The sequence below is a fragment of the Noviherbaspirillum sp. FW303-A3 genome (assembly GCF_058788695.1).
The window spans coordinates 3,358,993-3,385,061 of the sequence record NZ_JBYTAZ010000001.1; the positions used below are offsets into that span (position 1 = coordinate 3,358,993).

A 26,069-nucleotide genomic window follows, 5' to 3' on the forward strand; every position below is an offset into this window, starting at 1 on the left:
CCGATTTCAATACAATACCGAGCATGCAACTTCACCTGCCTGAACCCTCACTGGACGCGCAGAGCGCGTCACGCGCCCTCCACAAACGCATCGCCAGCGACATCGAAGCCCATTCCGGCTGGATTCCGTTCGCCCGGTACATGGAGCAGGTGCTGTATGCGCCCAGGCTGGGCTATTACAGTGGCGGGGCGGCAAAACTCGGCAAAGACGGAGATTTTACAACCGCGCCCGAGATTACGCCGCTTTTCGGCGCAACGCTGGCCCATGTCGCCGCCGGTTTGATGGATCAAACGGCGTCGCGCATCATGGAATTTGGCGCCGGCACCGGCAAGCTGGCGTTCGACATTCTCACCGAACTCGAATCCGCCGGCATCCCGGTTGAAAGCTACCAGATCGTCGACCTTTCGGGCGAACTGCGCGCACGGCAGGAAGAAACCCTGCGCGGCTTCCCTCAAGTGTCCTGGCTGGATGCAATGCCTGCCTCCTTTTCCGGTGTCGTCATCGGCAACGAAGTGCTCGACGCCATGCCCGTCCATCTCGTTGTCAAGACGGCAAGCGGCTGGATGGAGCGCGGCGTCGGTCTGTCGGACGGGCATTTCACATTCGTCGACCAGCCTTGCAGCCCCGAACTGGTGGCCCAGATTCCCGAAGCGGACGGCCTGCCCGACGGTTACCTGACCGAGGTGCATCCCGTCGCGACGGGCTTCATGCATTCGCTCGCCGCGATGCTCGGCGCCGGCGGCGCGGCCATCCTCATCGATTACGGCTTCCCGGCGCACGAGTATTACCTGGACCAGCGCGGGCAGGGTACACTCATGTGCCACTACCGCCACCATGCGCACCCCGACCCGTTCTATCTGCCCGGCTTGCAGGACGTCACCGCCCACGTCGACTTCACGGCCATGGCGCGCGCCGCCATCGATGGCGGGCTTGACCTGCTGGGCTACACCACCCAAGCCGCCTTCCTGCTCGATGCCGGCATCGGCGACCTGCTGCTGCGCACTTCGCCGGAAGACCAGCTGCGCTACCTGAAGCAGGCGAGCGCCATGCAGAAACTGATTTCCCCGGCCGAGATGGGCGAACTCTTCAAGGTGCTGGTCGTCGGCAAGAATGCCGAGCTTCCCGGGCAGTTCGCGCGCAACGACCGCAGCCATCGCCTATGATGGCTGTGTGCTTGTCAAATTTTCCATGAATTCCGCGAGGCAGCATGATTCGTTGGGTACTCACCATTTTCCTCGCGCTGATCGTCTTTTCGGCGGCAATGCCCTGGCTGGAAAAGCTCGGCATCGGCCGCCTGCCGGGCGACGTCCGCTTCAAGCTCTTCGGGCGGCAGGTTTTCCTGCCGTTTGCCTCGACACTGTTGCTGTCGATGATTGCCATCGGCATCGGCAAGCTGCTCTGAACGTTGCCACCGGAGGCGCGCCGTGATCCGCTGGGTTGCCGTGATTTTCATCGGACTGTTCATCTTCTACCCGCTGCTGCCTTGGTTTGACCGCCTGCGCGTCGGCCGGCTGCCCGGCGATGTCCTGTTCACATTCCGCGGCGTCGTTTTCTGCCTGCCTTTCGGCTCCACCGTCGTCTGGTCGGCCGTCGTGTTCGTGATCGCCGAGATCGTCAGCCTGACCTGTCCGAACTGTTGAGGCAGCATCCGGCAGGGGAGTGCGCGACACCCTATACTGTCGGCTTCCTTCTGTCATGTTCCCGGATGCAGCCCACCTTCGAACAGCTCAGCCAGCGTTACGGCAGCCGCTACAAATGGCTGGTGCTGCTCACCGTCATGATCGGCACGATGGCGTCGATCATGTCCTCCACGATCGTCAACGTCGCCGTCCCCGACCTCAGCCGGCATTTCGTGCTCGGCCAGGAGCGCGCGCAATGGGTGTCGGCCGGTTTCATGCTGGCAATGACACTGTCGATGCTGACCACGCCCTGGTTCCTCCTGCGCTACGGCCTGCGCCGCACCTACGCGGGGGCCATCCTGCTCCTGCTGTTCGGCGGTGTCGTCGGCGGCTTCAGCGTCAACTATCCGATGCTGCTGTCGATGCGGGTGGTGGAAGGGCTGGCGGCCGGCATCCTGCAACCGATTCCGTCCATCGTGGTGCTGCGCGCCTTCGACAAGCACGAGCAGGGCAAGGCGATGGGCATTTTCGGCTTCGGCGTCGTCCTTGCTCCCGCGATCGGGCCCAGCGTCGGCGGTTTCCTGGTTGAACAGTTCGGCTGGCGCTCGATCTTCTTCGTGGTCGTGCCGTTCTGCCTGATCGTGCTCGCCATGGTCCAGCGGTTGCTGGCCGTGAATTCCCGGCTGATGGGCGAAGCCCGCCCGCTGGACTGGAAAGGCCTCCTGCTGGCCTGCGTCGGCACCACCAGCCTGCTGAACGGACTGGTCCACCTGCATGACGGCCTGCTTCAGTCCGTGCCGATGATCGTGGTCGGCCTTGCCGCGCTGGGCGGTTTCGTCTTCTATCAGGTCCGCGCCGAGGACGGCCTGATGAACATGCGCCTGTTCGGCTATCCCCAGTTCGCAGCGGGCGCCCTGGTCGCCTTCATCTACGGCGCCGGGCTGTTCGGTTCCACCTACCTGCTGCCGGTCTACATGCAGATGGCCCTGCATTACGCACCGTCCCAGGCCGGCCTGGTACTGCTTCCCGCCGGCGTCGTACTGGCGGTGACGATCATCGTCGCCGGCAAGATGGCCGACCATTTGCCGCCCAACGTGCTGGTCTCCATCGGCCTTTCCCTGCTGGCGCTGTCGTTCGGGCTGATGGCCGTCGGTTCTGCGTCGACCAGCTACACAACGTTCATGGCGTGGGCGATCATCGGGCGCATCGGCCTCGGATTCGTCCTGCCATCGCTCAGCCTCGGCGCCATGCGCGGACTGGAGACGGGCATGATCGCGCAGGGGGCGAGCATCATCAATTTCCTTCGCCAGCTCGGCGGTGCGATCGGCGTCAGCCTGGTGGGCATCGTTCTCGAGTGGCGGCTGGCGGTTTACCAAGGCGCAGCCGTGCCGCACCCTGATGCCAGCCTCAAGGCATTCAACGAAACCTTCTTCCTGGTTGCGCTGTTCTGCGCGCTGGCCGTGCTGGCGGCGATCCGGATGCGTTCGCCCGAGCGGTAAACGCGAAGCGCCAGCGCCGGACAGGTTTGCTTTTCTCCCCGACAGTGGTATTTTGGCATTCTTGGGTCGGGGAAAGCCGGCCCGCATACCTCAGTTGGCGCTGCACGGAACCGGGATAAATGACTTCGCTTCGTAGTTTGACCGCAATGATCGTCGAGCCGCACTCGGGAATGCGCGCCAGCATGCACAACATGCTCAACCTGTGCGGCATCACGAAGATCGACCATGCCGTCAGCTCCGGCACCGCAATCCGCCCGCTCAAGGGCAAGTCCTACGACCTCATCCTGTGCGAATACGATCTCGGCGACGGCCAGGACGGCCAGCAACTGCTCGAAGACCTGCGCCACAACAAGCTGATTCCGCTGTGGACGGTTTTCATCATCGTCACCGCCGAGCGTGCCTATGAAAAGGTCGTGAGCGCCGCCGAACTTGCCCCGACCGACTACATCCTCAAGCCGTTCACCGCCGACACACTCATGGACCGGATCGCACGCGCCATCGAAAAGCGCACGGCCTTCCTGCCCGCCTACCATCTCATGGAGCACGGCAACCTGCTCGAAGCCATCGACATCTGCAGGATAGGCGAGGGCAAGTATCCCAAGTGGGCGATCGACTTCATGCGCCTGCGTGCCGAGCTGCACGTCATCCTTGGCGAGGCAGCCGAGGCGGAGAAGATTTACCAGGAACTGTTGCAGACCAAGGCCGTCGCCTGGGCCAGGCTGGGCCTCGCCAAAACCCTCTTCATGCAAGGCGAGTTCGGTGAGGCCGAGGCCTTGCTGCAAACGCTGGTCGAGGAAAACAGCAGGTATATGGATGCCTACGACTGGCTCGCCAAGACGCACGAGGCGATGGATCAGCTGCCGCAGGCAAAGGAGATTCTCGCCGACGCCGTCGCCATCTCGCCGCACGCCGTGCGCCGCCTGCGCAAGCTCGGCGATGTCGCACTGGAAACCGGCGACGTCGAAACAGCGGAAAAATCCTTCCAGAAGGTCGTGACCAAGGCCAAGTACTCGGAATTCCGCGATCCGGAAGATCATGTCCGGCTGGTGCGAACGCTCGTAAAGAAGGGGGACACCCAGCAGGCGTCCTCCGTGATCAGGGACATGGAAAAATCGCTCGGCAACCTGGAAAAGACACCCGCCTGCCGGGCCTTGTCGTCCGCACTGGTGCAGAAGGAACTGGGCAACGATGACAAGGCTGCAGAGGAACTCAGTGCAGCCGTCGCGGCATGCCGCGATGCAGTCGGCATTTCCAACGATCTGAAGATGGAACTGGCCAGGAATTGCCTCGAACAATCCCTCGACAACGGCGCCGCGGAAGTCATGCGCGACGTCATGAGCAATGCCTCCAACGACGCGGCCATGGCCAAGGCCATGAGCGTGTTCGAAAAGGCCGGCAAGAAAGATCTGGCCGAAACCGTGGCCAAGGAAAGCCGCCGCCACGTGGTCGACCTCGTGTCCGGCGGTGCGGAAAAGGCGCGCCAGGGCGACTACCAGGGTGCAGTGCAGCTCATGACTGCGGCTGTCCACAAGCTGCCGCAAAATCCGCAGGTCGTCTTCAACGCCGCCGTCGCCGTCCTTAAATATCTGGAAAACGTCGGCTGGGAAGGCAAGCTGGGTGACCAGGTCAAAGTCTACATCGAAGCCGCTCGCCGGCTCGATCCCAATAACCCCCGCCTGGTGCCGCTATCCGACCTCTACCAAAGCATCCTGAAGAAATACGGAATCAAGCCGCCCAGCGCCAGCTAGGTGACTCAACCTTCCAGCAGGCTGGAAACCAGCTCAGGCGGCCTGCCAATGACAGCCCGCCCACCGAACACCACGATCGGCCGTTGCAACAGCTTGGGATGCGCGGCGATTGCCCGCAGCAAATCGGCATCAGCGGCTTGCGTCAGGCCGAGCGCGGCAAACTCATCTTCATTGCTCCGCGTCATGTCGGATGCTGCACATCCCAGCATGGCCTGCAACTCCTCGAGCTGCGCAAGATTGGGAGGTGACTTCAGGTACTCCACCACATTGACCGGAATCTGCTTGCGCGTGGCGAATGCATCCACAAGGGCCAGCGCTTCACGCGACTTCGAGCAGCGCGGGTTGTGATAAATCGTGATCATGAGTGTCATTGCCGTAAAGAGAAGGAGGCGATTGTAATCCTGTACATGCCGAACGTGTGCCCGCTCGGCAGGGCGGCGATGAACCTGCCATGCAACAGCACGGTCAGAGTGTTACCCGCCTTGCCAATCAACCCCATGCCAGAAAAGAACACCACGCAAGCAGCAACCGGTTCTTCAGCCTCTTCCGAGACCGCATCGCCTCATGATCCGGCACTCGACCGACTGCGCCAATTCCGGCGGCAGGATTCTCCGTGGATGCAGACGCAACGGATCATTGGCGCGCGTGTGCGCGCCCTGTCCGATCGCATCCTCCGCCGCATCACCCAACGCACCCTGAAGATTGGCATCTCGGCCAGGATTTTCCATCCGGAAGCCGGTGCCAAGGGATTGCGCAGCAAGACCCTGCAATACCTCGAGGAATCGATCGCGCAATGGGTCATGTCACGCGACGTCATGGTATTCATGATTCCGACCGTCAATAACAGCGGCCTTCTCCACCCGAGCAACATCCGATTGCGCGACTACGCCAAGCATCTGGATGGGCTCGTCCTGCAGGGAGGTGCGGATGTTTCCCCGCAGACCTATTCTGAAGCGGCGACGCGGCCGGAGTGGAGCGGGGATCGCGCGCGCGACATGTATGAACTGGAACTCCTGCACGAATTCATTGAGGCCGGCAAACCGGTTCTCGGCATCTGCCGCGGCTGCCAACTGATCAACGTCGCGTTCGGCGGAACGCTCTACCAGGACATCGCATCGGACGTCCCCACCGCGATCCAGCACGTAAGCGACCTGTACGACAGTCACTACCACGTAATCCATTTTCAGCAGGGATCGGCACTTGCCGGGCTTTTCCCTGCCAAGCCTGAGGCCCTCGTGAACTCCATCCACCATCAGGCGGTGAAGGATCTCGGCCGCGATCTCGTTGTCGAGGCCATTTCTGGCAAGGACAACATTGTCGAGGCGGTCCGATACCGGAAGGCTCGCTTCGTGATGGGGCTGCAGTGGCATCCGGAATTCCATCGAGGCGGCAGTTCGGAGTTGCTCGATTGCACGCCAATCCTGGATGAGTTCCTTGCAGCGGCACGGGAAACCAGATTCTGATCTGCCGGAAAACCACATTCCCAAGCCGGTTTTTCAGCTGGAAAATGCAAAAATTACTTCGCGACCAGATTTTTTGGTTGACAGCCCCCGGGGGTCTCTACTATAGTTTGAGGTTCCCTGCGGAGGGGTGGCCGAGTGGTTAATGGCAGCAGACTGTAAATCTGCCCTCTTACGAGTACGCTGGTTCGAATCCAGCCCCCTCCACCAGTGTCTAAGCAGGTGAGTATTGCGGTTGAAGGTCCTTGCGGGTGTAGCTCAATGGTAGAGCTGAAGCCTTCCAAGCTTACGACGAGGGTTCGATTCCCTTCACCCGCTCCAGTTTTTGGCTGGACGCAGCAGTTCAGTGCGGACGGCAAAGATGCCCTTGTAGCTCAGTGGTAGAGCACTCCCTTGGTAAGGGAGAGGCCACGTGTTCAATCCACGTCAAGGGCACCAGTTTTCTTGAAATGGCAAGCAGTCGGGCTCGTGCCTGGACATTCCCATCAAAACGTTAGGAGTCGAAAATGGCAAAAGGCAAGTTTGAGCGGACCAAACCGCACGTGAATGTAGGCACGATCGGTCACGTTGACCATGGCAAGACCACGCTGACCGCGGCAATCGCGACGGTGCTGTCGGCCAAGTTCGGCGGCGAAGCGAAGAAGTACGACGAAATCGATGCGGCGCCGGAAGAAAAGGCACGCGGCATTACCATCAACACCGCGCACGTCGAGTACGAGACCGCCAACCGCCACTACGCCCACGTTGACTGCCCCGGCCACGCCGACTACGTCAAGAACATGATTACCGGCGCAGCGCAGATGGACGGCGCGATCCTGGTGTGCTCCGCTGCTGACGGCCCGATGCCGCAGACCCGCGAACACATCCTGCTGGCCCGCCAGGTCGGTGTGCCGTACATCATCGTGTTCCTGAACAAGTGCGACATGGTCGACGACGCCGAGCTGCTCGAGCTGGTCGAAATGGAAGTGCGCGAGCTCCTGTCCAAGTACGAATTCCCTGGCGACGATCTGCCGATCGTGCGCGGTTCGGCCAAGCTGGCGCTGGAAGGCGACAAGGGCGACCTGGGCGAAGGCGCGATCATGAAGCTGGCCGAAGCGCTGGACACCTACATCCCGACGCCGGAGCGTGCCATTGACGGCGCCTTCCTGATGCCGGTGGAAGACGTGTTCTCGATCTCCGGCCGCGGCACCGTGGTGACCGGTCGCGTCGAGCGCGGCATCATCAAGGTTGGCGAAGAAATCGAAATCGTCGGCATCCGCGACACCCAGAAGACCACCTGCACCGGCGTGGAAATGTTCCGCAAGCTGCTGGACCAGGGTCAAGCGGGCGACAACGTCGGCGTGCTGCTGCGCGGTACCAAGCGTGAAGACGTCGAGCGTGGCCAGGTTCTGGCCAAGCCGGGTTCGATCAAGCCGCACAGCCACTTCACGGGCGAGATCTACGTTCTGTCGAAGGATGAAGGCGGTCGTCACACCCCGTTCTTCAACAACTACCGTCCGCAGTTCTACTTCCGTACCACGGACGTGACCGGCGCGATCGAACTGCCGGCAGGCAAAGAGATGGTCATGCCGGGCGACAACGTGTCGATCACTGTGAAGCTGATCAACCCGATCGCGATGGAAGAAGGTCTGCGCTTCGCAATCCGCGAAGGCGGCCGTACCGTCGGCGCCGGCGTCGTTGCCAAGATCATCGAGTAATCCATGAATCGCTGCGCTGCGGCTGTCGGGCAGATCTCCCGGCGCCGCGGCGTTGTCAATTCAAGCGAAGTTTTCGCGTAGGGGTATAGCTCAATTGGCAGAGCGTCGGTCTCCAAAACCGAAGGTTGGGGGTTCGATTCCCTCTGCCCCTGCCACCTGATTCAGGTGCAGGGCACCGAAAGAAACAAGTATGTCTAACCAACCGGTAGAAACCGTCAACACATCGAGCGACAAGGTAAAGGTCGCTCTTGCTATTTGTGCCGTTGTTGCCGGTGTTGTCGGTTTTTATTTCTTGTCCGACAAGCCGACCATCGTGCGCGCCGCTGCGCTGGTTGCTGGTTTGCTCGTCGCGATTGCCGTCGCATGGACTTCCCAGCCTGGCCGTGATTTCCTCGGTTTTTCGAAGGAATCCATCCGCGAAGCAAAGAAAGTCGTCTGGCCCACGCGCAAGGAGGCGATGCAGATTACTGCGGTCGTTTTCGGCTTTGTGCTGGTCATGGCGATCTTCCTGTGGGGCACCGACAAGCTTCTTGAATTTGTGTTGTACGACCTGATCCTGGGCTGGAAAAAGTAATGAGCGAGAACACGCAAGACGGCGCAACTGGCGCCCCGGTCGCAGCTCAATCCTCGGCCGGCAACAAGCGTTGGTACGTGGTGCACGCCTACTCCGGCATGGAGAAGAGCGTGCAACGTGCTTTGACGGAGCGCATCGAGCGTGCCGGCATGCAGGACAAGTTCGGCCAGATTCTGGTGCCGACCGAAGAGGTCATCGAAGTCAAGAACGGCCAGAAGTCCGTCACCGAGCGCCGTTTCTTCCCGGGCTACGTGCTGGTCGAGATGGAAATGACCGACGAGACTTGGCACCTGGTCAAGAACACCAGCAAGGTCACCGGCTTTATCGGCGGCAAGTCCAACAAGCCGACCCCGATTCCGCCGCACGAAGTCGACAAGATCCTGCACCAGATGCAGGAAGGTGTGGAAAAGCCGCGTCCCAAGGTCCTGTACGAAGTGGGCGAGCTGGTCCGCATCAAGGATGGTCCATTCACTGACTTCAACGGCAACGTTGAAGAAGTCAACTACGAGAAGTCGCGCGTACGCGTCTCCGTCACCATCTTCGGCCGCGCCACGCCGGTCGAACTGGAATTTGGCCAGGTCGAGAAGGTTTAAGCCTGCCGTCCTTTAAAAGATTCGCAGCACACGCCCCTTGGAGCGTCGCACGCCTGATGGCCTGTGGAATCCCGGAAAGTAGTACCTGGAGGAGCCTCAATAGTCGGCCGCAAGGCGGGCGAACAGGCGCTAACACTCAATCAACGTAGGAGCCATCATGGCAAAGAAAATCATCGGTTTTATCAAGCTGCAAGTGCCGGCTGGTAAAGCAAACCCGTCCCCCCCGATTGGCCCGGCCCTGGGTCAGCGCGGTCTGAACATCATGGAATTCTGCAAGGCCTTCAACGCCCAGACGCAAGGCGTCGAGCCGGGTCTGCCGATTCCGGTTGTGATCACCGCCTTCGCGGACAAGTCCTTCACCTTCGTGATGAAGACCCCGCCGGCAACGATCCTGATCAAGAAGGCTGCTGGCATCCAGAAGGGTTCGGCCAAGCCGCATACCGACAAGGTCGGCAAGATCACCCGCAAGCAAGCGGAAGAAATCGCAACAACCAAGATGCCGGATCTCACGGCAGCTGACATGGACGCAGCCGTGCGCACGATCGCCGGTTCCGCTCGTTCCATGGGTATCACGGTGGAGGGTCTGTAATGGCTAAGCTGTCCAAGCGCGCAAAAGAAATCAAGGCAAAAGTTGACCGCACCAAGCAGTATCCTTTTGACCAGGCAGTTTCCCTGATCAAAGAGTGCGCCACCGCCAAGTTCAATGAATCCATCGACGTCGCAGTGCAACTGGGCGTTGACGCCAAGAAGTCGGACCAGGTTGTTCGCGGTTCCGTCGTTCTGCCCGCAGGCACCGGCAAGACCGTTCGCGTCGCCGTGTTCGCTTCCGGCGACAAGGCTGAAGCTGCCAAGGCGGCCGGTGCTGACATCGTTGGTATGGACGACCTGGCAGAGCGTATCAAGGCCGGCGACATGCCGTTCGACATCGTTATCGCATCGCCGGATACCATGCGTATCGTCGGTACCCTCGGTCAGATCCTCGGCCCGCGCGGCATGATGCCGAACCCGAAGGTCGGCACCGTGACCCCGGACGTTGCGACTGCGGTCAAGAACGCCAAGGCAGGTCAGGTCCAGTACCGTACCGACAAGGCAGGCATCATTCACGCGACCATCGGTCGCAAGTCGTTCAGCGACGCTGATCTGAAGACCAACCTGATGGCTCTGATCGACGCACTGAACAAGGCCAAGCCGGCAACCAGCAAGGGTGTGTACCTGCGCAAGGTTGCAATCTCGTCGACCATGGGCGCAGGCGTCCGTGTAGACCAGTCCAGCCTGGCTGCTTAAGTAAGAATCAAGTCCTCGCGCAGCAGTATCGCGCGGGGCGCATCTTTGGGCTGGTCCCGCTTCGGCAGGTTTGAAGAGGGGCCGGATTGTCAAAGACCGTTGGGCCTAGTGCATGCAGGCAGTGCGCGAAGTTAAACAGCGGCAGCGCAAGCGCCGATACCCAACGCAGATGGTGAACCCGAAAAGTTTTGTAGTCTCAAAGCTAGTTCGCTAGCCTGAACTCCTGAACTTCGGACGCCGTGTTCGAACCGATGCAAGACATTTCGTCGAGCATCACTTTTGGAGGTTGATCTTGAGTCTCAATCTGAATGACAAGAAGGCCGTCGTCGCCGAAGTCTCCGCAAAGGTAGCAACTGCGCAGACTATCGTCGTGGCCGAATACCGTGGCATCCAGGTTGGTTCCTTGACGCAACTGCGCGCCAAAGCGCGTGCCCAGGGTGTGTACATGCGCGTGTTGAAAAACACGCTCGCACGTCGCGCCGTCGAAGGCACGCCGTTTGCCAGCCTCGCCTCTGAAATGACCGGTCCGTTGATCTACTCGATCTCCGAAGACGCCGTTGCCGCAGCGAAAGTCGTTCACGACTTTTCCAAGGGTAACGACAAACTGGTTATCAGGGCAGGTAACTATGCAGGCAAGTCGCTCGACAAAGCGGGTGTGACTGCATTGGCAAGCATTCCGAGCCGCGAAGTCCTCATCTCCCAGTTGCTGGGTGTGATGCAGGCTCCGGTTTCCGGCTTTGCCCGCGCGCTGGCTGCTCTCGCAGCCAAGAAGGAATCCGAAGCGGCGTAATCCGCCCTCGACCCTTTTCGCGTCAATACCGATCAGATGTAATTACCGAATCAAAATTTAGGAGTTTCAAATGGCAATCAGCAAAGAAGATATCCTTGAAGCAGTAGGTCAGATGTCCGTGATGGACCTGAACGACCTGGTCAAGGCTTTTGAAGAAAAGTTTGGCGTGTCCGCAGCTGCAATGGCAGTCGCAGGCCCGGCTGGCGGCGGCGCTGCTGCTCCGGCTGCTGAAGAGCAGACCGAGTTCACCGTTGTTCTGTCCGAAGTGGGCGCGAACAAGGTTGGCGTCATCAAGGCAGTCCGTGAAATTACCGGCCTGGGCCTGAAGGAAGCCAAGGACCTGGTTGACGGTGCACCGAAGCCGGTCAAGGAAGGCATCGCCAAGGCAGATGCAGAAGCTGCCAAGAAGAAGCTGGAAGAAGCTGGCGCCAAGGCCGACCTCAAGTAATTTCGGCTTGCCAGGGCGAGTTTGTATCGCCGGAGTCAAAGCTCAGAACTCTTTCCGAAAGGAAGGGTTCGGCTTTGGCTCCTTTGTCGTTTTGTAATTTTGGTTAGCCTTTTTCCCTATGCGGGTATGCCAGTCGGAGAAATCGGCGCAGAAAGTAGTCTAGTTAGGTCCGAAGGACCGAGACTTGAGGTTTCGCAGATTGCAAGGGGTGACATGAGTGTCACCAGCGAGTCCTGAATTCTCCATCCTTCCTGTCACTCACGGAGTGTCCATGCACTACTCATTTACTGAGAAGAAGCGCATTCGCAAGTCCTTCGCGAAGCGCGCTAACGTCCACAACGTTCCGTTCCTGCTGGCGACCCAGCTCGAGTCGTATACGAGCTTCCTGCAGGCCGATAAAGTAGCACAGCAACGCAAGAACGAGGGCTTGCAATCCGCCTTCACCTCGATTTTTCCCATCGTATCCCACAACGGTTTCGCACGGCTAGAGTTTCTGTCGTATGTGTTGGGTGATCCTCCGTTTGACGTAAAAGAGTGCCAACAGCGTGGACTGACGTTTGCGTCGCCCCTGCGCGCGAAGGTGCGCCTGGTCATCCTGGACAAGGAATCGCCGACCAAGCCCGTCGTGAAGGAAATGAAGGAACAGGAAGTGTACATGGGCGAACTCCCGCTCATGACTGCGAATGGTTCATTCGTCATCAACGGTACCGAGCGCGTGATCGTGTCGCAGCTGCACCGTTCGCCGGGTGTGTTCTTCGAGCATGACCGCGGCAAGACGCATTCGTCCGGCAAGCTGCTGTTCTCCGCGCGCATCATTCCTTACCGCGGCTCCTGGCTCGACTTCGAATTCGACCCGAAGGATATTCTGTTCTTCCGCGTTGACCGCCGCCGCAAGATGCCGGTCACGATCCTGCTGAAGGCCATCGGCATGACGCCGGAGCAGATCCTCGCGAACTTCTTCGTGTTCGACAACTTCACTCTCCGTGCGGAAGGCGGCGAGATGGAGTTCGTCTCCGAGCGTCTGCGCGGTGAAGTCGCACGTTTCGACATCACCGACAAGTCCGGCAAGGTCATCGTCGCCAAGGACAAGCGTATCAACGCCAAGCACGTGCGCGAAATCGAAGGCGCAGGCATCAAGCACATCTCCGTGCCGGAAGACTACCTGCTCGGTCGTGTGCTGGCGAAGAACATCGTCGACGCCGAAACCGGCGAAGTGATTGCCAACGCCAACGATGAACTGACGGAAGAAGCACTGGCTCGCCTGCGCGATGCCGGCGTCAGCGATATCCAGACGCTGTACACCAACGACCTCGACCAGGGCGCGTACATCTCGCAGACCCTGCGCATGGACGACACCGTCGACCAGATGGCCGCACGCGTTGCGATCTATCGCATGATGCGCCCCGGCGAGCCGCCGACCGAAGAATCGGTCGAGGCCCTGTTCAACGGTCTGTTCTACAGCGAAGAGCGTTACGACCTGTCGGCTGTCGGCCGCATGAAGTTCAACCGCCGCATCGGCCGTGATGAACTGACCGGCACGATGACGCTGTCGAACGAAGATATCCTCGCAGTCATCAAGATCCTGGTTGAACTGCGCAACGGTCGTGGCGAAGTGGACGATATCGACCACCTCGGCAACCGTCGTGTGCGTTGCGTCGGCGAACTGGCCGAGAACCAGTTCCGCGCAGGCCTCGTCCGTGTCGAGCGCGCCGTGAAGGAGCGTCTGGGCCAGGCGGAAGCCGACAACCTGATGCCGCACGACCTGATCAACTCCAAGCCGATCTCGGCAGCCATCCGTGAGTTCTTCGGTTCGTCCCAGCTGTCGCAGTTCATGGACCAGACCAACCCGCTGTCGGAAATCACCCACAAGCGCCGCGTCTCGGCACTCGGCCCGGGCGGCCTGACCCGCGAGCGAGCAGGCTTTGAAGTCCGCGACGTGCACCCGACCCACTACGGCCGCGTGTGCCCGATCGAAACGCCGGAAGGTCCGAACATCGGTCTGATCAACTCGCTGGCGCTGTATGCCCGCCTGAACGAATACGGCTTCCTCGAAACGCCGTACCGCAAGGTCGATAACAGCGGCGTTACCAACCAGATCGATTACCTGTCCGCGATTGAAGAAGGCCGCTATGTGATCGCCCAGGCGAACGCGACCATCAGTCCGGAAGGAAAGCTGTCCGATGAGTTGGTATCCGCACGTCAGGCTGGCGAAACCATCCTAGTGTCGCCGGAACGCGTCCAGTACATGGACGTGGCGCCGGGCCAGGTCGTGTCGGTCGCAGCTTCGTTGATTCCGTTCCTCGAGCACGATGACGCGAACCGCGCATTGATGGGTGCCAACATGCAACGCCAGGCGGTTCCCTGCTTGCGTCCGGAAAAGGCATTCGTCGGTACCGGCATCGAGCGCACCGTGGCAGTCGACTCCGGCACCACCGTGCAGGCACTGCGTGGCGGCGTGGTTGACTACGTCGATGCAGGCCGTGTCGTGATTCGTGTGAACGACAACGAAGCGGCAGCGGGCGAAGTCGGTGTGGACATCTACAACCTGATCAAGTACACCCGTTCCAACCAGAACACCAACATCAACCAGCGTCCGATCGTGAAGGTTGGCGATCGTGTTGCCAAGCATGACGTGATCGCTGACGGCGCATCGACCGACCTCGGCGAACTCGCGCTCGGCCAGAACATGCTGGTGGCGTTCATGCCGTGGAACGGCTACAACTTCGAGGACTCGATCCTGATCTCGGAGCGCGTAGTTGCGGACGACCGTTACACCTCGATCCACATCGAAGAACTGTCCGTCGTTGCCCGTGACACCAAGCTTGGCGCGGAAGAAATCACCCGCGACATCTCGAACCTGGCTGAAAACCAGCTGGCCCGCCTCGACGAATCCGGCATCGTGTACATCGGTGCGGAAGTCGAAGCCGGCGACGTGCTGGTCGGTAAGGTGACGCCGAAGGGCGAAACCCAGCTGACGCCGGAAGAGAAGCTGCTGCGCGCGATCTTCGGCGAAAAGGCTTCCGACGTGAAGGACACCTCGCTGCGCGTGCCGTCCGGCATGGTCGGCACCGTCATCGACGTGCAGGTGTTTACCCGTGAAGGCATCCCCCGCGACAAGCGCGCTCAGCAGATCATCGACGATGAACTGAAGCGCTATCGCCTGGATCTGAACGACCAGCTGCGTATCGTGGAAGGCGATGCCTTCCAGCGTCTCGAGAAGATGCTGATCGGCAAAGTCGTCAACGGCGGTCCGAAGAAGCTCGTCAAGGGCACCGCTCTGACCAAGGAATACCTGGACGATCTGGACAAGTACCACTGGTTCGACATCCGTCCGGCTGATGACGACCTCGCTGCCGCACTCGAAGCGATCAAGGAATCCATCGCCGAGAAGCGTCACCAGTTCGACCTCGCCTTCGAAGAGAAGCGCAAGAAGCTGACCCAGGGCGACGAACTGCCGCCGGGCGTCCAGAAGATGGTCAAGGTGTACCTCGCTGTGAAGCGTCGCCTGCAGCCTGGCGACAAGATGGCAGGCCGTCACGGTAACAAGGGTGTGGTTTCGCGCATCGTTCCGGTGGAAGACATGCCGTACATGGCAGACGGTACGCCGGCCGACATCGTGCTGAACCCGCTGGGCGTTCCGTCGCGTATGAACGTCGGTCAGGTTCTCGAAGTGCACCTGGGCTGGGCCTCCAAGGGCTTGGGCCTGCGCATCGGCGAGATGCTGCAGCAGCAGGCGAAGGCCGCTGAACTGCGCAAGTTCCTGACCACGATCTACAACGAGTCCGGCAAGTCCGAAGACCTCGACAGCTTCAGCGACGACGAGATCTTGGCACTGGCGAACAACCTGAAGCACGGTGTGCCGTTCGCGACCCCGGTGTTCGACGGCGCGCACGAAGACGAAATCCGTCGCATGCTCGACCTCGCCTATCCGGATGACATTGCGAAGAACCTCGGCATGACGCCGTCGAAGAACCAGGTCACGATGTACGATGGCCGTACCGGCGAAGCCTTCGAGCGCACCGTCACCGTCGGCTACATGCACGTGCTGAAACTGCACCACCTGGTCGACGACAAGATGCACGCGCGCTCCACCGGTCCGTACTCGCTCGTTACCCAGCAGCCGCTGGGCGGCAAGGCGCAGTTCGGCGGCCAGCGTTTCGGCGAGATGGAAGTCTGGGCACTGGAAGCCTACGGCGCATCCTACGTGCTGCAGGAAATGCTCACCGTCAAGTCGGACGACGTCACAGGCCGTACCAAGGTGTACGAGAACCTGGTCAAGGGCGATCACGTTATCGACGCCGGCATGCCGGAATCCTTCAACGTGCTGGTGAAGGAAATCCGCTCGCTGGGTATCGACATCGATCTCGAGAGGGACTAAGGAAGGAAGTGCCTACCGACTTGCGTCGGTGGGCAAACAGATTTCGGCAGCGTGGGAATGCGGTAAACGTTCCCGGTATCGTCGGAACTTTCTCCCTGTAGTGGGGGAAGGCTCTCCCGGCGGTGCGATCAGGGTAATGGCGATTCACCAAGTTCACACCGCGCTGCCAAGCGTCATTCACACCACACTGGAGTGAGAGAAATGAAAGCACTGCTCGATCTATTCAAGCAAGTACAGCAAAGCGAACAATTCGATGCGATCAAGATCGGCCTCGCATCGCCCGAAAAAATCCGTTCCTGGTCCTACGGTGAAGTCAAGAAGCCGGAAACCATCAACTATCGTACGTTCAAGCCGGAGCGTGACGGCCTGTTCTGCGCCAAGATTTTCGGCCCGATCAAGGATTACGAGTGCCTGTGCGGCAAGTACAAGCGCCTGAAGCACCGTGGCGTCATCTGCGAAAAGTGCGGCGTCGAAGTCACGCTGGCCAAGGTGCGCCGCGAGCGCATGGGCCACATCGAACTGGCCTCGCCGACCGCGCACATCTGGTTCCTGAAGTCGCTGCCGTCCCGCTTGGGCATGGTGCTCGACATGACGCTGCGCGACATCGAGCGCGTCCTGTACTTTGAAGCATATGTCGTGACTGATCCCGGCATGACTCCGCTGAAGAAGTGCCAGATCATGTCGGAAGACGATTACGCCGCCAAGTACGAAGAGTACGGCGACGACTTCGTCGCGTTCATGGGCGCCGAAGGTATCCGCGAACTGCTGCGCTCGATCGACATCGACCGCGACGTGGAAACGCTGCGCCAGGAACTGAAGGATTCCAAGTCCGAAGCCAAGATCAAGAAGTACGCCAAGCGCCTGAAAGTGCTCGAGGCATTCCAGCGTTCCGGCATCAAGCCGGACTGGATGATCATGGAAGTGCTGCCGGTGCTGCCGCCGGAACTGCGTCCGCTGGTTCCGCTGGACGGCGGCCGCTTCGCGACCTCCGACCTGAACGACCTGTATCGCCGCGTGATCAACCGTAACAACCGCCTGAAGCGCCTGATGGAACTGCGCGCTCCGGAAATCATTACGCGCAACGAAAAGCGCATGCTGCAGGAAGCCGTCGACTCGCTGCTCGACAACGGCCGCCGCGGCAAGGCCATGACCGGCGCCAACAAGCGTCCGCTGAAGTCGCTGGCTGAAATGATCAAGGGCAAGGGCGGTCGCTTCCGTCAGAACCTGCTGGGCAAGCGCGTCGACTACTCCGGCCGTTCGGTCATCGTGGTGGGCCCGCAGCTCAAGCTGCACCAGTGCGGTCTGCCGAAGCTGATGGCGCTCGAACTGTTCAAGCCCTTCATCTTCAACAAGCTGGAACTGATGGGTCTGGCAACGACCATCAAGGCTGCGAAGAAGCTGGTCGAGATGCAAGAGCCTGTGGTGTGGGACATCCTGGAAGAAGTCATCCGCGAGCATCCGGTCCTGCTGAACCGCGCACCGACGCTGCACCGACTCGGCATCCAGGCGTTCGAGCCAGTCCTGATCGAAGGCAAGGCAATCCAGCTGCACCCGCTCGTCTGCGCGGCGTTCAACGCCGACTTCGACGGCGACCAGATGGCTGTCCACGTTCCGCTGTCGATCGAAGCACAGATGGAAGCCCGCACCCTGATGCTGGCCTCCAACAACATCCTGTTCCCGTCGAACGGCGAACCGTCGATCGTGCCGTCGCAGGATATCGTGCTGGGTCTGTACTACGCCACCCGTGAAAAGATCAACGGCAAGGGCGAAGGCATGATGCTCCGTGACGTGTCGGAAGTCATCCGCGCGTACGACAACAAGGAAGTCGAGCTGACAACCCGCATCACCGTTCGTATCGTCGAGTTCCCGAAAGATCCGGCGACTGGCGAATTCGTGCAAACGGTGAAGCGTTACGAGACCACCGTCGGTCGCGCCATCCTGTCGGAAATCCTGCCGAAGGGCCTGCCGTTCACCGTGCTGAACCGCGCCCTGAAGAAGAAGGAAATCTCGAAGCTGATCAACACGTCCTTCCGCAAGTGCGGCCTGCGCGCCACCGTAGTGTTCGCCGACCAGCTGATGCAGTCGGGCTTCCGCCTCGCGACCCGCGCCGGTATCTCCATCTGCGTGGACGACATGCTGGTGCCGCCGCAGAAGGTCACCCTCATTGCCCAGGCCGAGCACGAGGTGAAGCAGATCGAACAGCAGTACGCGTCCGGTCTGGTCACCGCGGGTGAGCGCTACAACAAGGTCGTGGACATCTGGGGCAAGGCCGGTGACGAAGTCGGCAAGGCCATGATGGAACAGCTCAAGGTCGAAGACGTCGTCAAGCGCGACGGCACCAAGGGCACCCAGGAATCGTTCAACGCGATTTACATGATGGCCGACTCGGGCGCCCGCGGTTCCGCTGCGCAGATCCGCCAGCTGGCCGGTATGCGCGGCCTGATGGCGAAGCCGGACGGCTCCATTATCGAAACGCCGATTACCGCGAACTTCCGCGAAGGCCTGAACGTGTTGCAGTACTTCATCTCGACGCACGGCGCCCGTAAGGGTCTGGCCGATACCGCGCTGAAGACCGCGAACTCCGGTTACCTGACCCGCCGTCTGGTCGACGTGACCCAGGATCTGGTTGTGATCGAAGACGATTGCGGCACTGCCAACGGCGCATCGATGAAGGCGCTGGTCGAAGGTGGTGAAGTCATCGAAGCGCTGCGCGACCGTATCCTCGGCCGCGTCGCTGCCAATGACGTGATCAATCCGGAAACCCAGGAAACCCTGTTCGAAGCCGGCACGTTGCTGGATGAAGACGCCGTCGAAGAAATCGAACGCCTCGGCATCGACGAAGTGAAGGTCCGCACGCCGCTGACCTGCGACACTCGCTACGGTCTGTGCGCCAAGTGCTACGGCCGCGACCTCGGCCGCGGCATGCTGGTCAACGCCGGCGAAGCAGTCGGTGTGGTGGCAGCGCAGTCGATCGGTGAACCGGGTACCCAGCTCACGATGCGTACTTTCCACATCGGTGGTGCGGCATCGCGTGCAGCGGTTGCATCCTCCGTGGAAGCCAAGTCGAACGGTACGGTGCGCTTCACCGCGACCATGCGCTACGTCACCAACGGCAAGGGCGAGCAGATCGTCATTTCCCGTTCCGGCGAAGTGCTGATCACCGACGACCACGGCCGTGAGCGCGAGCGTCACAAGGTGCCGTACGGCGCAACCCTGCTGGTCAAGGATGGTCTGACCATCAAGGCCGGTACTGCGCTGGCAACCTGGGATCCACTGACCCGTCCGATCATTACCGAGTACTCCGGTACCGTGAAGTTCGAGAACGTTGAAGAAGGCGTGACCGTTGCGAAGCAGATCGACGAAGTGACCGGCCTGTCCACCCTGGTGGTCATCGACGCCAAGCGTCGCGGCTCCTCCAGCAAGGTGGTTCGTCCGCAGGTGAAACTGCTGAACGAAAAGGGTGAGGAAGTGAAGATTGCCGGCACCGAACACGCCGTGACGATCGGCTTCCAGGTCGGCGCGCTGATTACCGTGAAAGACGGTCAGCAAGTGTCGGTGGGTGAAGTGCTTGCACGTATCCCGACCGAATCGCAAAAGACCCGTGACATTACCGGTGGTCTGCCGCGCGTTGCCGAACTGTTCGAAGCGCGTTCGCCGAAGGATGCCGGCATGCTGGCGGAAGTCACCGGTACGGTCGCATTCGGTAAAGAGACCAAGGGCAAGCAGCGTCTGGAAATCACCGACATGGACGGCAACAAGCACGAGTTCCTGATTACCAAGGACAAGCAAGTGCTGGTGCACGACGGCCAAGTGGTGAACAAGGGTGAAATGATCGTGGACGGCCCGGCCGACCCGCAAGACATCCTGCGCCTCCTGGGTATCGAAGCGCTGGCCCGCTACATCGTCGACGAAGTGCAGGACGTGTACCGTCTGCAGGGCGTGAAGATCAACGACAAGCACATTGAAGTGATCGTCCGCCAGATGCTGCGCCGCGTACAGGTTGTCGATGCAGGCGATACGTCCTACATCCCGGGCGAGCAGGTCGAGCGTTCGGAACTGCTGGACGAAAACGATCGCGTCATTGCCGAGAACAAGCGTCCGGCAACGTACGAGAACGTGCTGCTCGGTATTACCAAGGCATCGCTGTCTACGGATTCGTTCATTTCCGCAGCGTCGTTCCAGGAAACCACTCGCGTGCTTACCGAAGCCGCGATCATGGGCAAGAAGGACGGCCTGCGCGGTCTGAAGGAAAACGTCATCGTCGGCCGCCTGATCCCGGCTGGTACCGGTCTGGCTTACCACCGTGCCCGCAAGGAAAAGGAAACCTGGGAAGCCGAAGAGCGCACCGCGCTGCTGCAAGCCGAGGAACAGGCCCGTGCGGCCGAGACCGAGGAAGCAACTGCCGGCAGCCACGGCGCTCCGGAAGGCGACGAAGGCTGATCGATCTTCAGTCGATAAAACAAAACGGCACCAGGGGAAACCTTGGTGCCGTTTTTGTTTCCGGCATCGTTACTTTTCCTGAGCGAGCGGTTTGCCTTTGTCGATCACTTCGCGGCAATCCCCCTTGAATATCGCATTGTCGTAATCGGTCCAGCCATAACTGTCGACATAGCGCTTGTGCTGCTTGAAGTGCTTGCTGACGAAGCTGCGCTCCAGTTGCTCGCCTTCGTAGCGGATATCTGCCATGTCGACCAGACTATGGAACACGTTTTCCGTCGCCAGCTTCGCCCGCTTGTTGCGCAGAAGCTGATTGACCTTCGCAGGGTGAGTGGCGCGGTACAGGTCGGAGTACCAGACCAGCGCCGGCACATGGAACTCGAACTGCGTGTTGTGCCCGTGGAATGCGTATCCACAGTTGCCGTCATATAGCGTTTGTCCATGGTCTGACACGTACATCATCAAGCCCATCAGCGGAGATGACTTCAGTGTGTGGATGACTTCCGACAGAAACCAGTCGGTGTAGAGGATCGAATTGTCATAACTGTTGTTTAACTGCTCCTTGATCGCCCGATCGCTGTAAGCAGGGTTGACCACGCCAAAGAGCGACGGCTGCCATTTGTCGTACTCCTTTGGGTGGCGGTGGCTGTAGTTCCAGTGATTTCCAAGGGTATGGAGCACGATCAGCTTCCTCGGCGAGGGATCCTGTATCGCTGCCTGCAGGGGCGCCAGCAGGACATCATCGAAGCTAGAATGTGCCGAAAAGCCACCGAGGTTGAGGAATTGCGTGACATCCGCTTCCTTCGCGAACACCGACACCGGCGTGTCGAACTGCCCGAACGTCATCTGGTTCGATAGCCACCACGTCTTGAATCCTGCCTCCTTGAACGCGGTAAGAAACGACTTTTCCGCAAATCCCGCCTGCAAACTCAGCCTCGCCGGCTTGCGCGAGACGAGTACCGGAACAGACAGCCGTGTGGCAGAGACGGCTGTCACGACATTTGACAGGCTGACAAGGTTTGTTTCCTTCTTCAGCAACGGGTTTGTTTCGCGCTTGTATCCGTTCAGGCTCCAGCGATCGTAACGTGACGACTCGCCAATGACCATGACCACCACTTGAGGCGTGTCGCCAGGCGTCGCCTGTTGTGCGCCGAAGGAAAAAGCCCCGCTTCGGCGCGACAGTTCGGCCAGATAGCGCCGCTCCTTCCAGAACTCATGTCCGCGCATTGCCAGGCCAAAGGGCCACGACTTCCCAAACACCTGCGCATCAAACGGCACTTCCAGCCAGGCAGGCAGTTTGGGAAGCGCCGAGGAGTGCGAGGCCGAAGAAGATCCGGCTGAAGCCTTGGCAACCTCCGAACTGGTGTCTTGCTCGACCCCGAAATGGTCGCCGTACATCCACACCCCGAGCGCGATGGAAAGCAGTGCAATCGTGACCCATCGCGAGTCGTCAGCCCAATTCAGCGCTTGGGCGCGGAAGGTGGCTTTCCAACTCCATGCCCACCATGTGACGACAGTGCCGAATGCAGCGAGAAGCAGCCACACCTTGCTGCCCAAAAACTCGAGTGACTCGCGCGGGCTTGTCTCCGCGATGATGCCGAGATGGTGTGCCGACACGCCTTGGTTATAGAAGGCTTGCAGATACAGTTCGACGGGCAGGAGAAGGAATGCCGGAAGAAGAAGCCAGTGAAACCGAGCAGGGCGTGCGAAAGCCGCCCACATCGTCAGCCATGCAGCGAATTCAACGGACAAGATGCGACCGATGCCCTCCACGGACCGACCGAAGAGCAGCGGCGCAAATGGAATCGCCGATAGCGCCAGGTAGGTAAAAATAACAAACAGAGCGGGAGGGCGCAGCAGCGAGCGCATGGCTTTCCGGAGGCAAAAGGACGGCGAAAGGTTTCGCTGAGCTCAAGTTTATGTCCGGAAACCATATATCGCTACAGAAAGTGAACATCTTCTGAGTGTGTAAATGCTTGCTTACAATGATCTACCCTGACAGGGGGGCTGTGGTCACCCGCATATCCACAAACATTTCCATCCGACGCTTCGATTGACGAAGCACAGCAACAGGGATATACTCGCGAGTTCTCGATTTTAGGCTTTCCATGGTCTAAGCGTTCTTTGGTCTGAATTCCCGCCTTCTGTAACGCTTATCCCTCGTCTGAATCGAGGCGCTGGATCAAGTGTCCATCGCACAGTTTTCCTCCTGGTCCCGGACAATCGATTTCGGGACTGTATTTTTATTAACGCAGTTATTTTGTTGGATTAAAGACCGATGCCAACCATCAATCAACTGATTCGCCAGCCGCGTGTCTCCGCACACGCCAAGAGCAAATCGCCGGCGCTGGAAAACAGCCCGCAGAAGCGCGGTGTTTGCACCCGTGTTTACACCACGACCCCGAAGAAGCCGAACTCGGCGCTTCGTAAGGTCGCCAAGGTGCGCCTGACCAACGGTTTCGAAGTCATTTCGTATATCGGCGGTGAGGGCCACAACCTGCAAGAGCACAGCGTCGTGCTGATCCGCGGCGGTCGTGTGAAGGATTTGCCGGGTGTGCGTTACCACATGGTTCGCGGTGCACTGGATACCCAGGGCGTCAAGGATCGTAAGCAAGCGCGTTCGAAGTACGGTGCGAAGCGTGCAAAGGCTGGCGCAGCCAAGAAGTAATCAGGTTTTCCGCAGGTGCTTCACCGCGCGGATTGTGAGTCGGCCCCGAACGGGTCGAGTAAGTGGATGGTTCTGATGGCCATCCGCGAGCGAGCGGCAAATCACTCTGTGCCGACGCTCAACTGAAGAGTGAAAGGAATCGAAATGCCACGTCGTCGTGAAGTCCCCAAGCGGGAAATTCTGCCGGATCCGAAGTTCGGCAATGTTGAAGTAGCGAAGTTCGTCAACGTCCTGATGCTGTCCGGTAAAAAATCGGTCGCCGAAAACATCATCTACGGTGCGTTTGACCACATCAAGACCAAGTCCGGCAAGGATCCGCTGGAAGTCTTCACCGCTGCAATCAACAACTGCAAGCCGATGGTCGAAGTCAAGTCCCGCCGTGTCGGCGGCGCTAACTACCAGGTGCCGGTCGAAGTTCGCCCGGTTCGCCGTATGGCGCTGTCCATGCGCTGGCTGCGCGAAGCTGCCAACAAGCGCAGCGAAAAGTCCATGCCGCAGCGTCTGGGCGGTGAGCTGATGGAAGCCGCGGAAGGCCGCGGCGGTGCGATGAAGAAGCGTGACGAAGTGCACCGCATGGCAGAAGCCAACAAGGCGTTCTCCCACTTCCGTTTCTAATAGTAGTTTGAATAGTCGCCTTCGCATCGTTGAAGGCACTGCAATGTAAAACGGTCCAAACCGGGTGCATCTTTGACAAAAAGCGGCGCCCGGTTTTCGACCATTAAAAGACTTAGGATTGAATATGGCTCGCAAGACCCCCATCGAGCGCTACCGCAATATCGGTATTTCCGCTCACATCGATGCCGGTAAGACAACGACTACCGAGCGTATCCTGTACTACACCGGTGTTAACCACAAGATCGGCGAAGTGCACGACGGCGCTGCGACCATGGACTGGATGGAGCAGGAACAAGAGCGCGGCATTACCATTACTTCCGCTGCGACGACCTGCTTCTGGAAGGGCATGGCAAACAACTTCCCCGAGCACCGCATCAACATCATCGACACTCCGGGTCACGTGGACTTCACCATCGAGGTGGAGCGTTCCATGCGCGTCCTGGACGGCGCTTGCATGGTGTACTGCGCAGTGGGTGGCGTGCAGCCGCAATCCGAAACCGTTTGGCGTCAGGCCAACAAGTACGGCGTGCCGCGTCTGGCATTCGTCAACAAGATGGACCGTACCGGCGCAAACTTCTTCAAGGTCTATGACCAGATGCGCACTCGCCTGAAGGCGAACCCGGTGCCCATCCAGGTGCCGATCGGCGCGGAAGAAAACTTCGAAGGCGTGATCGACCTCGTCAAGATGAAGGCGATTTACTGGGACGACGCTTCCCAGGGCATGAAGTTCGACTATCGCGACATTCCGGACAACCTGAAGGATGCGGCGAACGAATGGCGCGAAAAGATGGTTGAGGCTGCTGCCGAAGCCACCGAGGAACTGATGAACAAGTACCTCGAAGAGGGAGACCTGACCGAAGCCGAAATCAAGAAGGCAATCCGTACCCGTACCATCGCCGGCGAAATCGTCCCGATGATGTGCGGCACCGCGTTCAAGAACAAGGGCGTGCAGGCCATGCTCGACGCCGTGATCGAATACCTGCCGGCGCCGACCGATATTCCGCCGGTCAAGGGCACGGACGAAAACGACGAGCCGGCAGAGCGCAAGGCAGACGACGGCGAGAAGTTCTCCGCACTGGCATTCAAGATCATGACTGACCCGTTCGTCGGCCAGCTGATCTTCTTCCGTGTGTATTCTGGCGTCGTGAACTCCGGCGACACCGTCTTCAACCCGGTCAAGGGCAAGAAGGAGCGTATCGGCCGTCTGCTGCAGATGCACGCCAACCAGCGTGAAGAAATCAAGGAAGTCCGTGCAGGCGACATCGCTGCTGCAGTGGGCCTGAAGGAAGCGACCACCGGTGAAACCCTGTGCGATCCGGAAGCGATCATCACCCTCGAGCGCATGGTGTTCCCGGAGCCGGTGATTTCGCAGGCTGTCGAGCCGAAGACCAAGGCTGACCAGGAAAAGATGGGCATCGCGCTCAATCGCCTGTCGCAGGAAGATCCGTCGTTCCGCGTGAAGACCGACGAAGAATCCGGCCAGACCATTATTTCCGGTATGGGCGAACTGCACCTGGAAATTCTCGTCGACCGCATGAAGCGCGAGTTCAACGTCGAAGCAACCGTCGGCAAGCCGCAGGTTGCGTACCGCGAAACCATCCGCAAGACTTGCGAAGAAATCGAAGGCAAGTTCGTCAAGCAGTCCGGCGGCCGTGGTCAGTACGGTCACGTCGTTCTGAAGATCGAACCGCAAGAGCCGGGCAAGGGCTTCGAGTTCGTCGACGCCATCAAGGGCGGTGTCGTTCCTCGCGAATACATCCCGGCAGTCGAGAAGGGCATTATCGACACCCTCCCGACGGGCGTGATGGCCGGCTATCCGGTCGTTGACGTCAAGGTTACGCTGATCTTCGGTTCCTACCACGACGTGGACTCGAACGAAAACGCGTTCCGTATGGCCGGTTCGATGGCGTTCAAGGATGGCTGCCGCAAGGCTAACCCGGTTCTGCTCGAGCCGATGATGGCCGTCGAAGTTGAAACGCCGGAAGAGAAGATGGGCGACGTGATGGGCGACCTGTCCTCCCGTCGCGGCATGATCCAGGGCATGGACGACATCCCGGGCGGCGGCAAGATCATTCGCGCCGAAGTCCCGCTGTCGGAAATGTTCGGCTATTCCACCACGCTGCGTTCGCTGACCCAGGGTCGTGCGACGTACACGATGGAATTCAAGCACTACTCCGAAGCGCCGAAGAACGTTGCTGACGCCGTCATCAACGCCAAGGCCAAGTAATAAGGCAATGCGGTCTCCGGCCAGCGCCGGAG

The 26,069-nt window shown here is 59.8% G+C and carries 20 protein-coding genes and 4 tRNA genes; 22 read left to right on the forward strand and 2 right to left on the reverse strand.

Annotated elements, in window-relative coordinates; all coding sequences use genetic code 11:
* Positions 1-23 precede the first annotated feature (23 nt).
* The 5 genes from AC3WOY_RS16145 (at position 24) to AC3WOY_RS16165 (ending at position 4,866) form a co-directional block, all read left to right on the forward strand.
* Complete coding sequence (locus tag AC3WOY_RS16145) at positions 24-1,163, forward strand: class I SAM-dependent methyltransferase (protein WP_492425572.1); 1,140 nt, start codon at positions 24-26, stop codon at positions 1,161-1,163.
* Between the two features lie 44 nt (positions 1,164-1,207).
* On the forward strand, positions 1,208-1,402 hold the full coding sequence (locus AC3WOY_RS16150; protein ID WP_492425574.1) for a DUF2905 domain-containing protein: 195 nt from the start codon (positions 1,208-1,210) through the stop codon (positions 1,400-1,402).
* A 22-nt stretch (positions 1,403-1,424) separates the two neighbouring features.
* Complete coding sequence (locus tag AC3WOY_RS16155) at positions 1,425-1,640, forward strand: DUF2905 domain-containing protein (RefSeq protein ID WP_492425576.1); 216 nt, start codon at positions 1,425-1,427, stop codon at positions 1,638-1,640.
* A gap of 65 nt (positions 1,641-1,705) precedes the next feature.
* On the forward strand, positions 1,706-3,118 hold the full coding sequence (locus AC3WOY_RS16160) for a DHA2 family efflux MFS transporter permease subunit (RefSeq protein WP_492425578.1): 1,413 nt from the start codon (positions 1,706-1,708) through the stop codon (positions 3,116-3,118).
* Positions 3,119-3,237: 119 nt separating this feature from the next.
* Positions 3,238-4,866, forward strand: a complete 1,629-nt coding sequence (locus AC3WOY_RS16165; RefSeq protein WP_492425580.1) for a tetratricopeptide repeat protein — start codon at positions 3,238-3,240, stop codon at positions 4,864-4,866.
* A 5-nt stretch (positions 4,867-4,871) separates the two neighbouring features.
* Here the strand turns inward: AC3WOY_RS16165 and arsC are convergent, their stop codons facing one another.
* Complete coding sequence (gene arsC / locus AC3WOY_RS16170; protein WP_492425582.1) at positions 4,872-5,228, reverse strand: arsenate reductase (glutaredoxin); 357 nt, start codon at positions 5,226-5,228, stop codon at positions 4,872-4,874.
* A gap of 78 nt (positions 5,229-5,306) precedes the next feature.
* Between arsC and AC3WOY_RS16175 the strand changes: the two genes are divergently transcribed.
* The 14 genes from AC3WOY_RS16175 to rpoC all read left to right on the forward strand — a co-directional run bounded on the left by AC3WOY_RS16175 (position 5,307) and on the right by rpoC (position 20,530).
* On the forward strand, positions 5,307-6,329 hold the full coding sequence (locus AC3WOY_RS16175; RefSeq protein WP_492429327.1) for a gamma-glutamyl-gamma-aminobutyrate hydrolase family protein: 1,023 nt from the start codon (positions 5,307-5,309) through the stop codon (positions 6,327-6,329).
* A 121-nt stretch (positions 6,330-6,450) separates the two neighbouring features.
* Positions 6,451-6,536, forward strand: a tRNA-Tyr gene (locus AC3WOY_RS16180).
* A 37-nt stretch (positions 6,537-6,573) separates the two neighbouring features.
* Positions 6,574-6,647 (forward strand) — tRNA-Gly (locus AC3WOY_RS16185).
* A 42-nt stretch (positions 6,648-6,689) separates the two neighbouring features.
* A tRNA-Thr gene (locus AC3WOY_RS16190) sits at positions 6,690-6,764 on the forward strand.
* Between the two features lie 68 nt (positions 6,765-6,832).
* A complete protein-coding gene (gene tuf / locus AC3WOY_RS16195) occupies positions 6,833-8,023 on the forward strand; it encodes an elongation factor Tu (protein ID WP_492425584.1) in 1,191 nt (396 codons plus the stop codon).
* A 79-nt stretch (positions 8,024-8,102) separates the two neighbouring features.
* Positions 8,103-8,178: transfer RNA gene (locus tag AC3WOY_RS16200), tRNA-Trp, on the forward strand.
* 35 nt (positions 8,179-8,213) lie between these two features.
* A complete protein-coding gene (secE, locus tag AC3WOY_RS16205; protein WP_420474754.1) occupies positions 8,214-8,597 on the forward strand; it encodes a preprotein translocase subunit SecE in 384 nt (127 codons plus the stop codon).
* On the forward strand, positions 8,597-9,190 hold the full coding sequence (gene nusG, locus AC3WOY_RS16210) for a transcription termination/antitermination protein NusG (protein WP_492425587.1): 594 nt from the start codon (positions 8,597-8,599) through the stop codon (positions 9,188-9,190). The genes secE and nusG overlap by 1 nt, the downstream gene beginning before the upstream one ends.
* Positions 9,191-9,347: 157 nt before the next feature.
* Positions 9,348-9,779: a 50S ribosomal protein L11 gene (gene rplK / locus AC3WOY_RS16215; RefSeq protein WP_040039168.1), complete on the forward strand. Its 432-nt coding sequence runs from the start codon at positions 9,348-9,350 to the stop codon at positions 9,777-9,779.
* Positions 9,779-10,474, forward strand: a complete 696-nt coding sequence (gene rplA / locus AC3WOY_RS16220) for a 50S ribosomal protein L1 (RefSeq protein ID WP_492425590.1) — start codon at positions 9,779-9,781, stop codon at positions 10,472-10,474. Before rplK ends, rplA begins: the two co-directional genes overlap by 1 nt.
* A 292-nt stretch (positions 10,475-10,766) precedes the next feature.
* The gene (rplJ, locus tag AC3WOY_RS16225) at positions 10,767-11,264 is read left to right on the forward strand and encodes a 50S ribosomal protein L10 (RefSeq protein ID WP_492425592.1); all 498 of its coding nucleotides are present in this window, start codon (positions 10,767-10,769) and stop codon (positions 11,262-11,264) included.
* A 70-nt stretch (positions 11,265-11,334) separates the two neighbouring features.
* A complete protein-coding gene (gene rplL, locus AC3WOY_RS16230; protein ID WP_420474758.1) occupies positions 11,335-11,712 on the forward strand; it encodes a 50S ribosomal protein L7/L12 in 378 nt (125 codons plus the stop codon).
* Between the two features lie 271 nt (positions 11,713-11,983).
* Complete coding sequence (rpoB, locus tag AC3WOY_RS16235) at positions 11,984-16,090, forward strand: DNA-directed RNA polymerase subunit beta (RefSeq protein ID WP_492425594.1); 4,107 nt, start codon at positions 11,984-11,986, stop codon at positions 16,088-16,090.
* 201 nt (positions 16,091-16,291) lie between these two features.
* Positions 16,292-20,530: a DNA-directed RNA polymerase subunit beta' gene (gene rpoC, locus AC3WOY_RS16240; protein ID WP_492425596.1), complete on the forward strand. Its 4,239-nt coding sequence runs from the start codon at positions 16,292-16,294 to the stop codon at positions 20,528-20,530.
* 69 nt (positions 20,531-20,599) lie between these two features.
* On the opposite strand, the gene AC3WOY_RS16245 is transcribed toward rpoC, so the two are convergent.
* Positions 20,600-22,396, reverse strand: a complete 1,797-nt coding sequence (locus AC3WOY_RS16245) for a phosphoethanolamine transferase (protein WP_492425598.1) — start codon at positions 22,394-22,396, stop codon at positions 20,600-20,602.
* 409 nt (positions 22,397-22,805) lie between these two features.
* Between AC3WOY_RS16245 and rpsL the strand changes: the two genes are divergently transcribed.
* The 3 genes from rpsL to fusA all read left to right on the forward strand — a co-directional run bounded on the left by rpsL (position 22,806) and on the right by fusA (position 26,037).
* Positions 22,806-23,195, forward strand: a complete 390-nt coding sequence (gene rpsL / locus AC3WOY_RS16250; RefSeq protein ID WP_088710582.1) for a 30S ribosomal protein S12 — start codon at positions 22,806-22,808, stop codon at positions 23,193-23,195.
* Between the two features lie 144 nt (positions 23,196-23,339).
* Positions 23,340-23,810, forward strand: a complete 471-nt coding sequence (rpsG, locus tag AC3WOY_RS16255; protein WP_088710581.1) for a 30S ribosomal protein S7 — start codon at positions 23,340-23,342, stop codon at positions 23,808-23,810.
* A 124-nt stretch (positions 23,811-23,934) separates the two neighbouring features.
* The gene (fusA, locus tag AC3WOY_RS16260) at positions 23,935-26,037 is read left to right on the forward strand and encodes an elongation factor G (RefSeq protein WP_492425601.1); all 2,103 of its coding nucleotides are present in this window, start codon (positions 23,935-23,937) and stop codon (positions 26,035-26,037) included.
* Positions 26,038-26,069: the final 32 nt, after the last annotated feature.

Coding starts and splice junctions, on each gene's coding strand:
- AC3WOY_RS16145 (WP_492425572.1), top strand. CDS start 24: ATGCAACTTCACCTGCCTGAACCCTCACTGGACGCGCAGAGCGCGTCA.
- AC3WOY_RS16150 (WP_492425574.1), top strand. CDS start 1,208: ATGATTCGTTGGGTACTCACCATTTTCCTCGCGCTGATCGTCTTTTCG.
- AC3WOY_RS16160 (WP_492425578.1), top strand. CDS start 1,706: ATGCAGCCCACCTTCGAACAGCTCAGCCAGCGTTACGGCAGCCGCTAC.
- AC3WOY_RS16165 (WP_492425580.1), top strand. CDS start 3,238: ATGACTTCGCTTCGTAGTTTGACCGCAATGATCGTCGAGCCGCACTCG.
- arsC (WP_492425582.1), bottom strand. CDS start 5,228: ATGATCACGATTTATCACAACCCGCGCTGCTCGAAGTCGCGTGAAGCG.
- AC3WOY_RS16175 (WP_492429327.1), top strand. CDS start 5,307: ATGAACCTGCCATGCAACAGCACGGTCAGAGTGTTACCCGCCTTGCCA.
- tuf (WP_492425584.1), top strand. CDS start 6,833: ATGGCAAAAGGCAAGTTTGAGCGGACCAAACCGCACGTGAATGTAGGC.
- secE (WP_420474754.1), top strand. CDS start 8,214: ATGTCTAACCAACCGGTAGAAACCGTCAACACATCGAGCGACAAGGTA.
- nusG (WP_492425587.1), top strand. CDS start 8,597: ATGAGCGAGAACACGCAAGACGGCGCAACTGGCGCCCCGGTCGCAGCT.
- rplK (WP_040039168.1), top strand. CDS start 9,348: ATGGCAAAGAAAATCATCGGTTTTATCAAGCTGCAAGTGCCGGCTGGT.
- rplA (WP_492425590.1), top strand. CDS start 9,779: ATGGCTAAGCTGTCCAAGCGCGCAAAAGAAATCAAGGCAAAAGTTGAC.
- rplL (WP_420474758.1), top strand. CDS start 11,335: ATGGCAATCAGCAAAGAAGATATCCTTGAAGCAGTAGGTCAGATGTCC.
- rpoB (WP_492425594.1), top strand. CDS start 11,984: ATGCACTACTCATTTACTGAGAAGAAGCGCATTCGCAAGTCCTTCGCG.
- rpoC (WP_492425596.1), top strand. CDS start 16,292: ATGAAAGCACTGCTCGATCTATTCAAGCAAGTACAGCAAAGCGAACAA.
- AC3WOY_RS16245 (WP_492425598.1), bottom strand. CDS start 22,396: ATGCGCTCGCTGCTGCGCCCTCCCGCTCTGTTTGTTATTTTTACCTAC.
- rpsL (WP_088710582.1), top strand. CDS start 22,806: ATGCCAACCATCAATCAACTGATTCGCCAGCCGCGTGTCTCCGCACAC.
- rpsG (WP_088710581.1), top strand. CDS start 23,340: ATGCCACGTCGTCGTGAAGTCCCCAAGCGGGAAATTCTGCCGGATCCG.
- fusA (WP_492425601.1), top strand. CDS start 23,935: ATGGCTCGCAAGACCCCCATCGAGCGCTACCGCAATATCGGTATTTCC.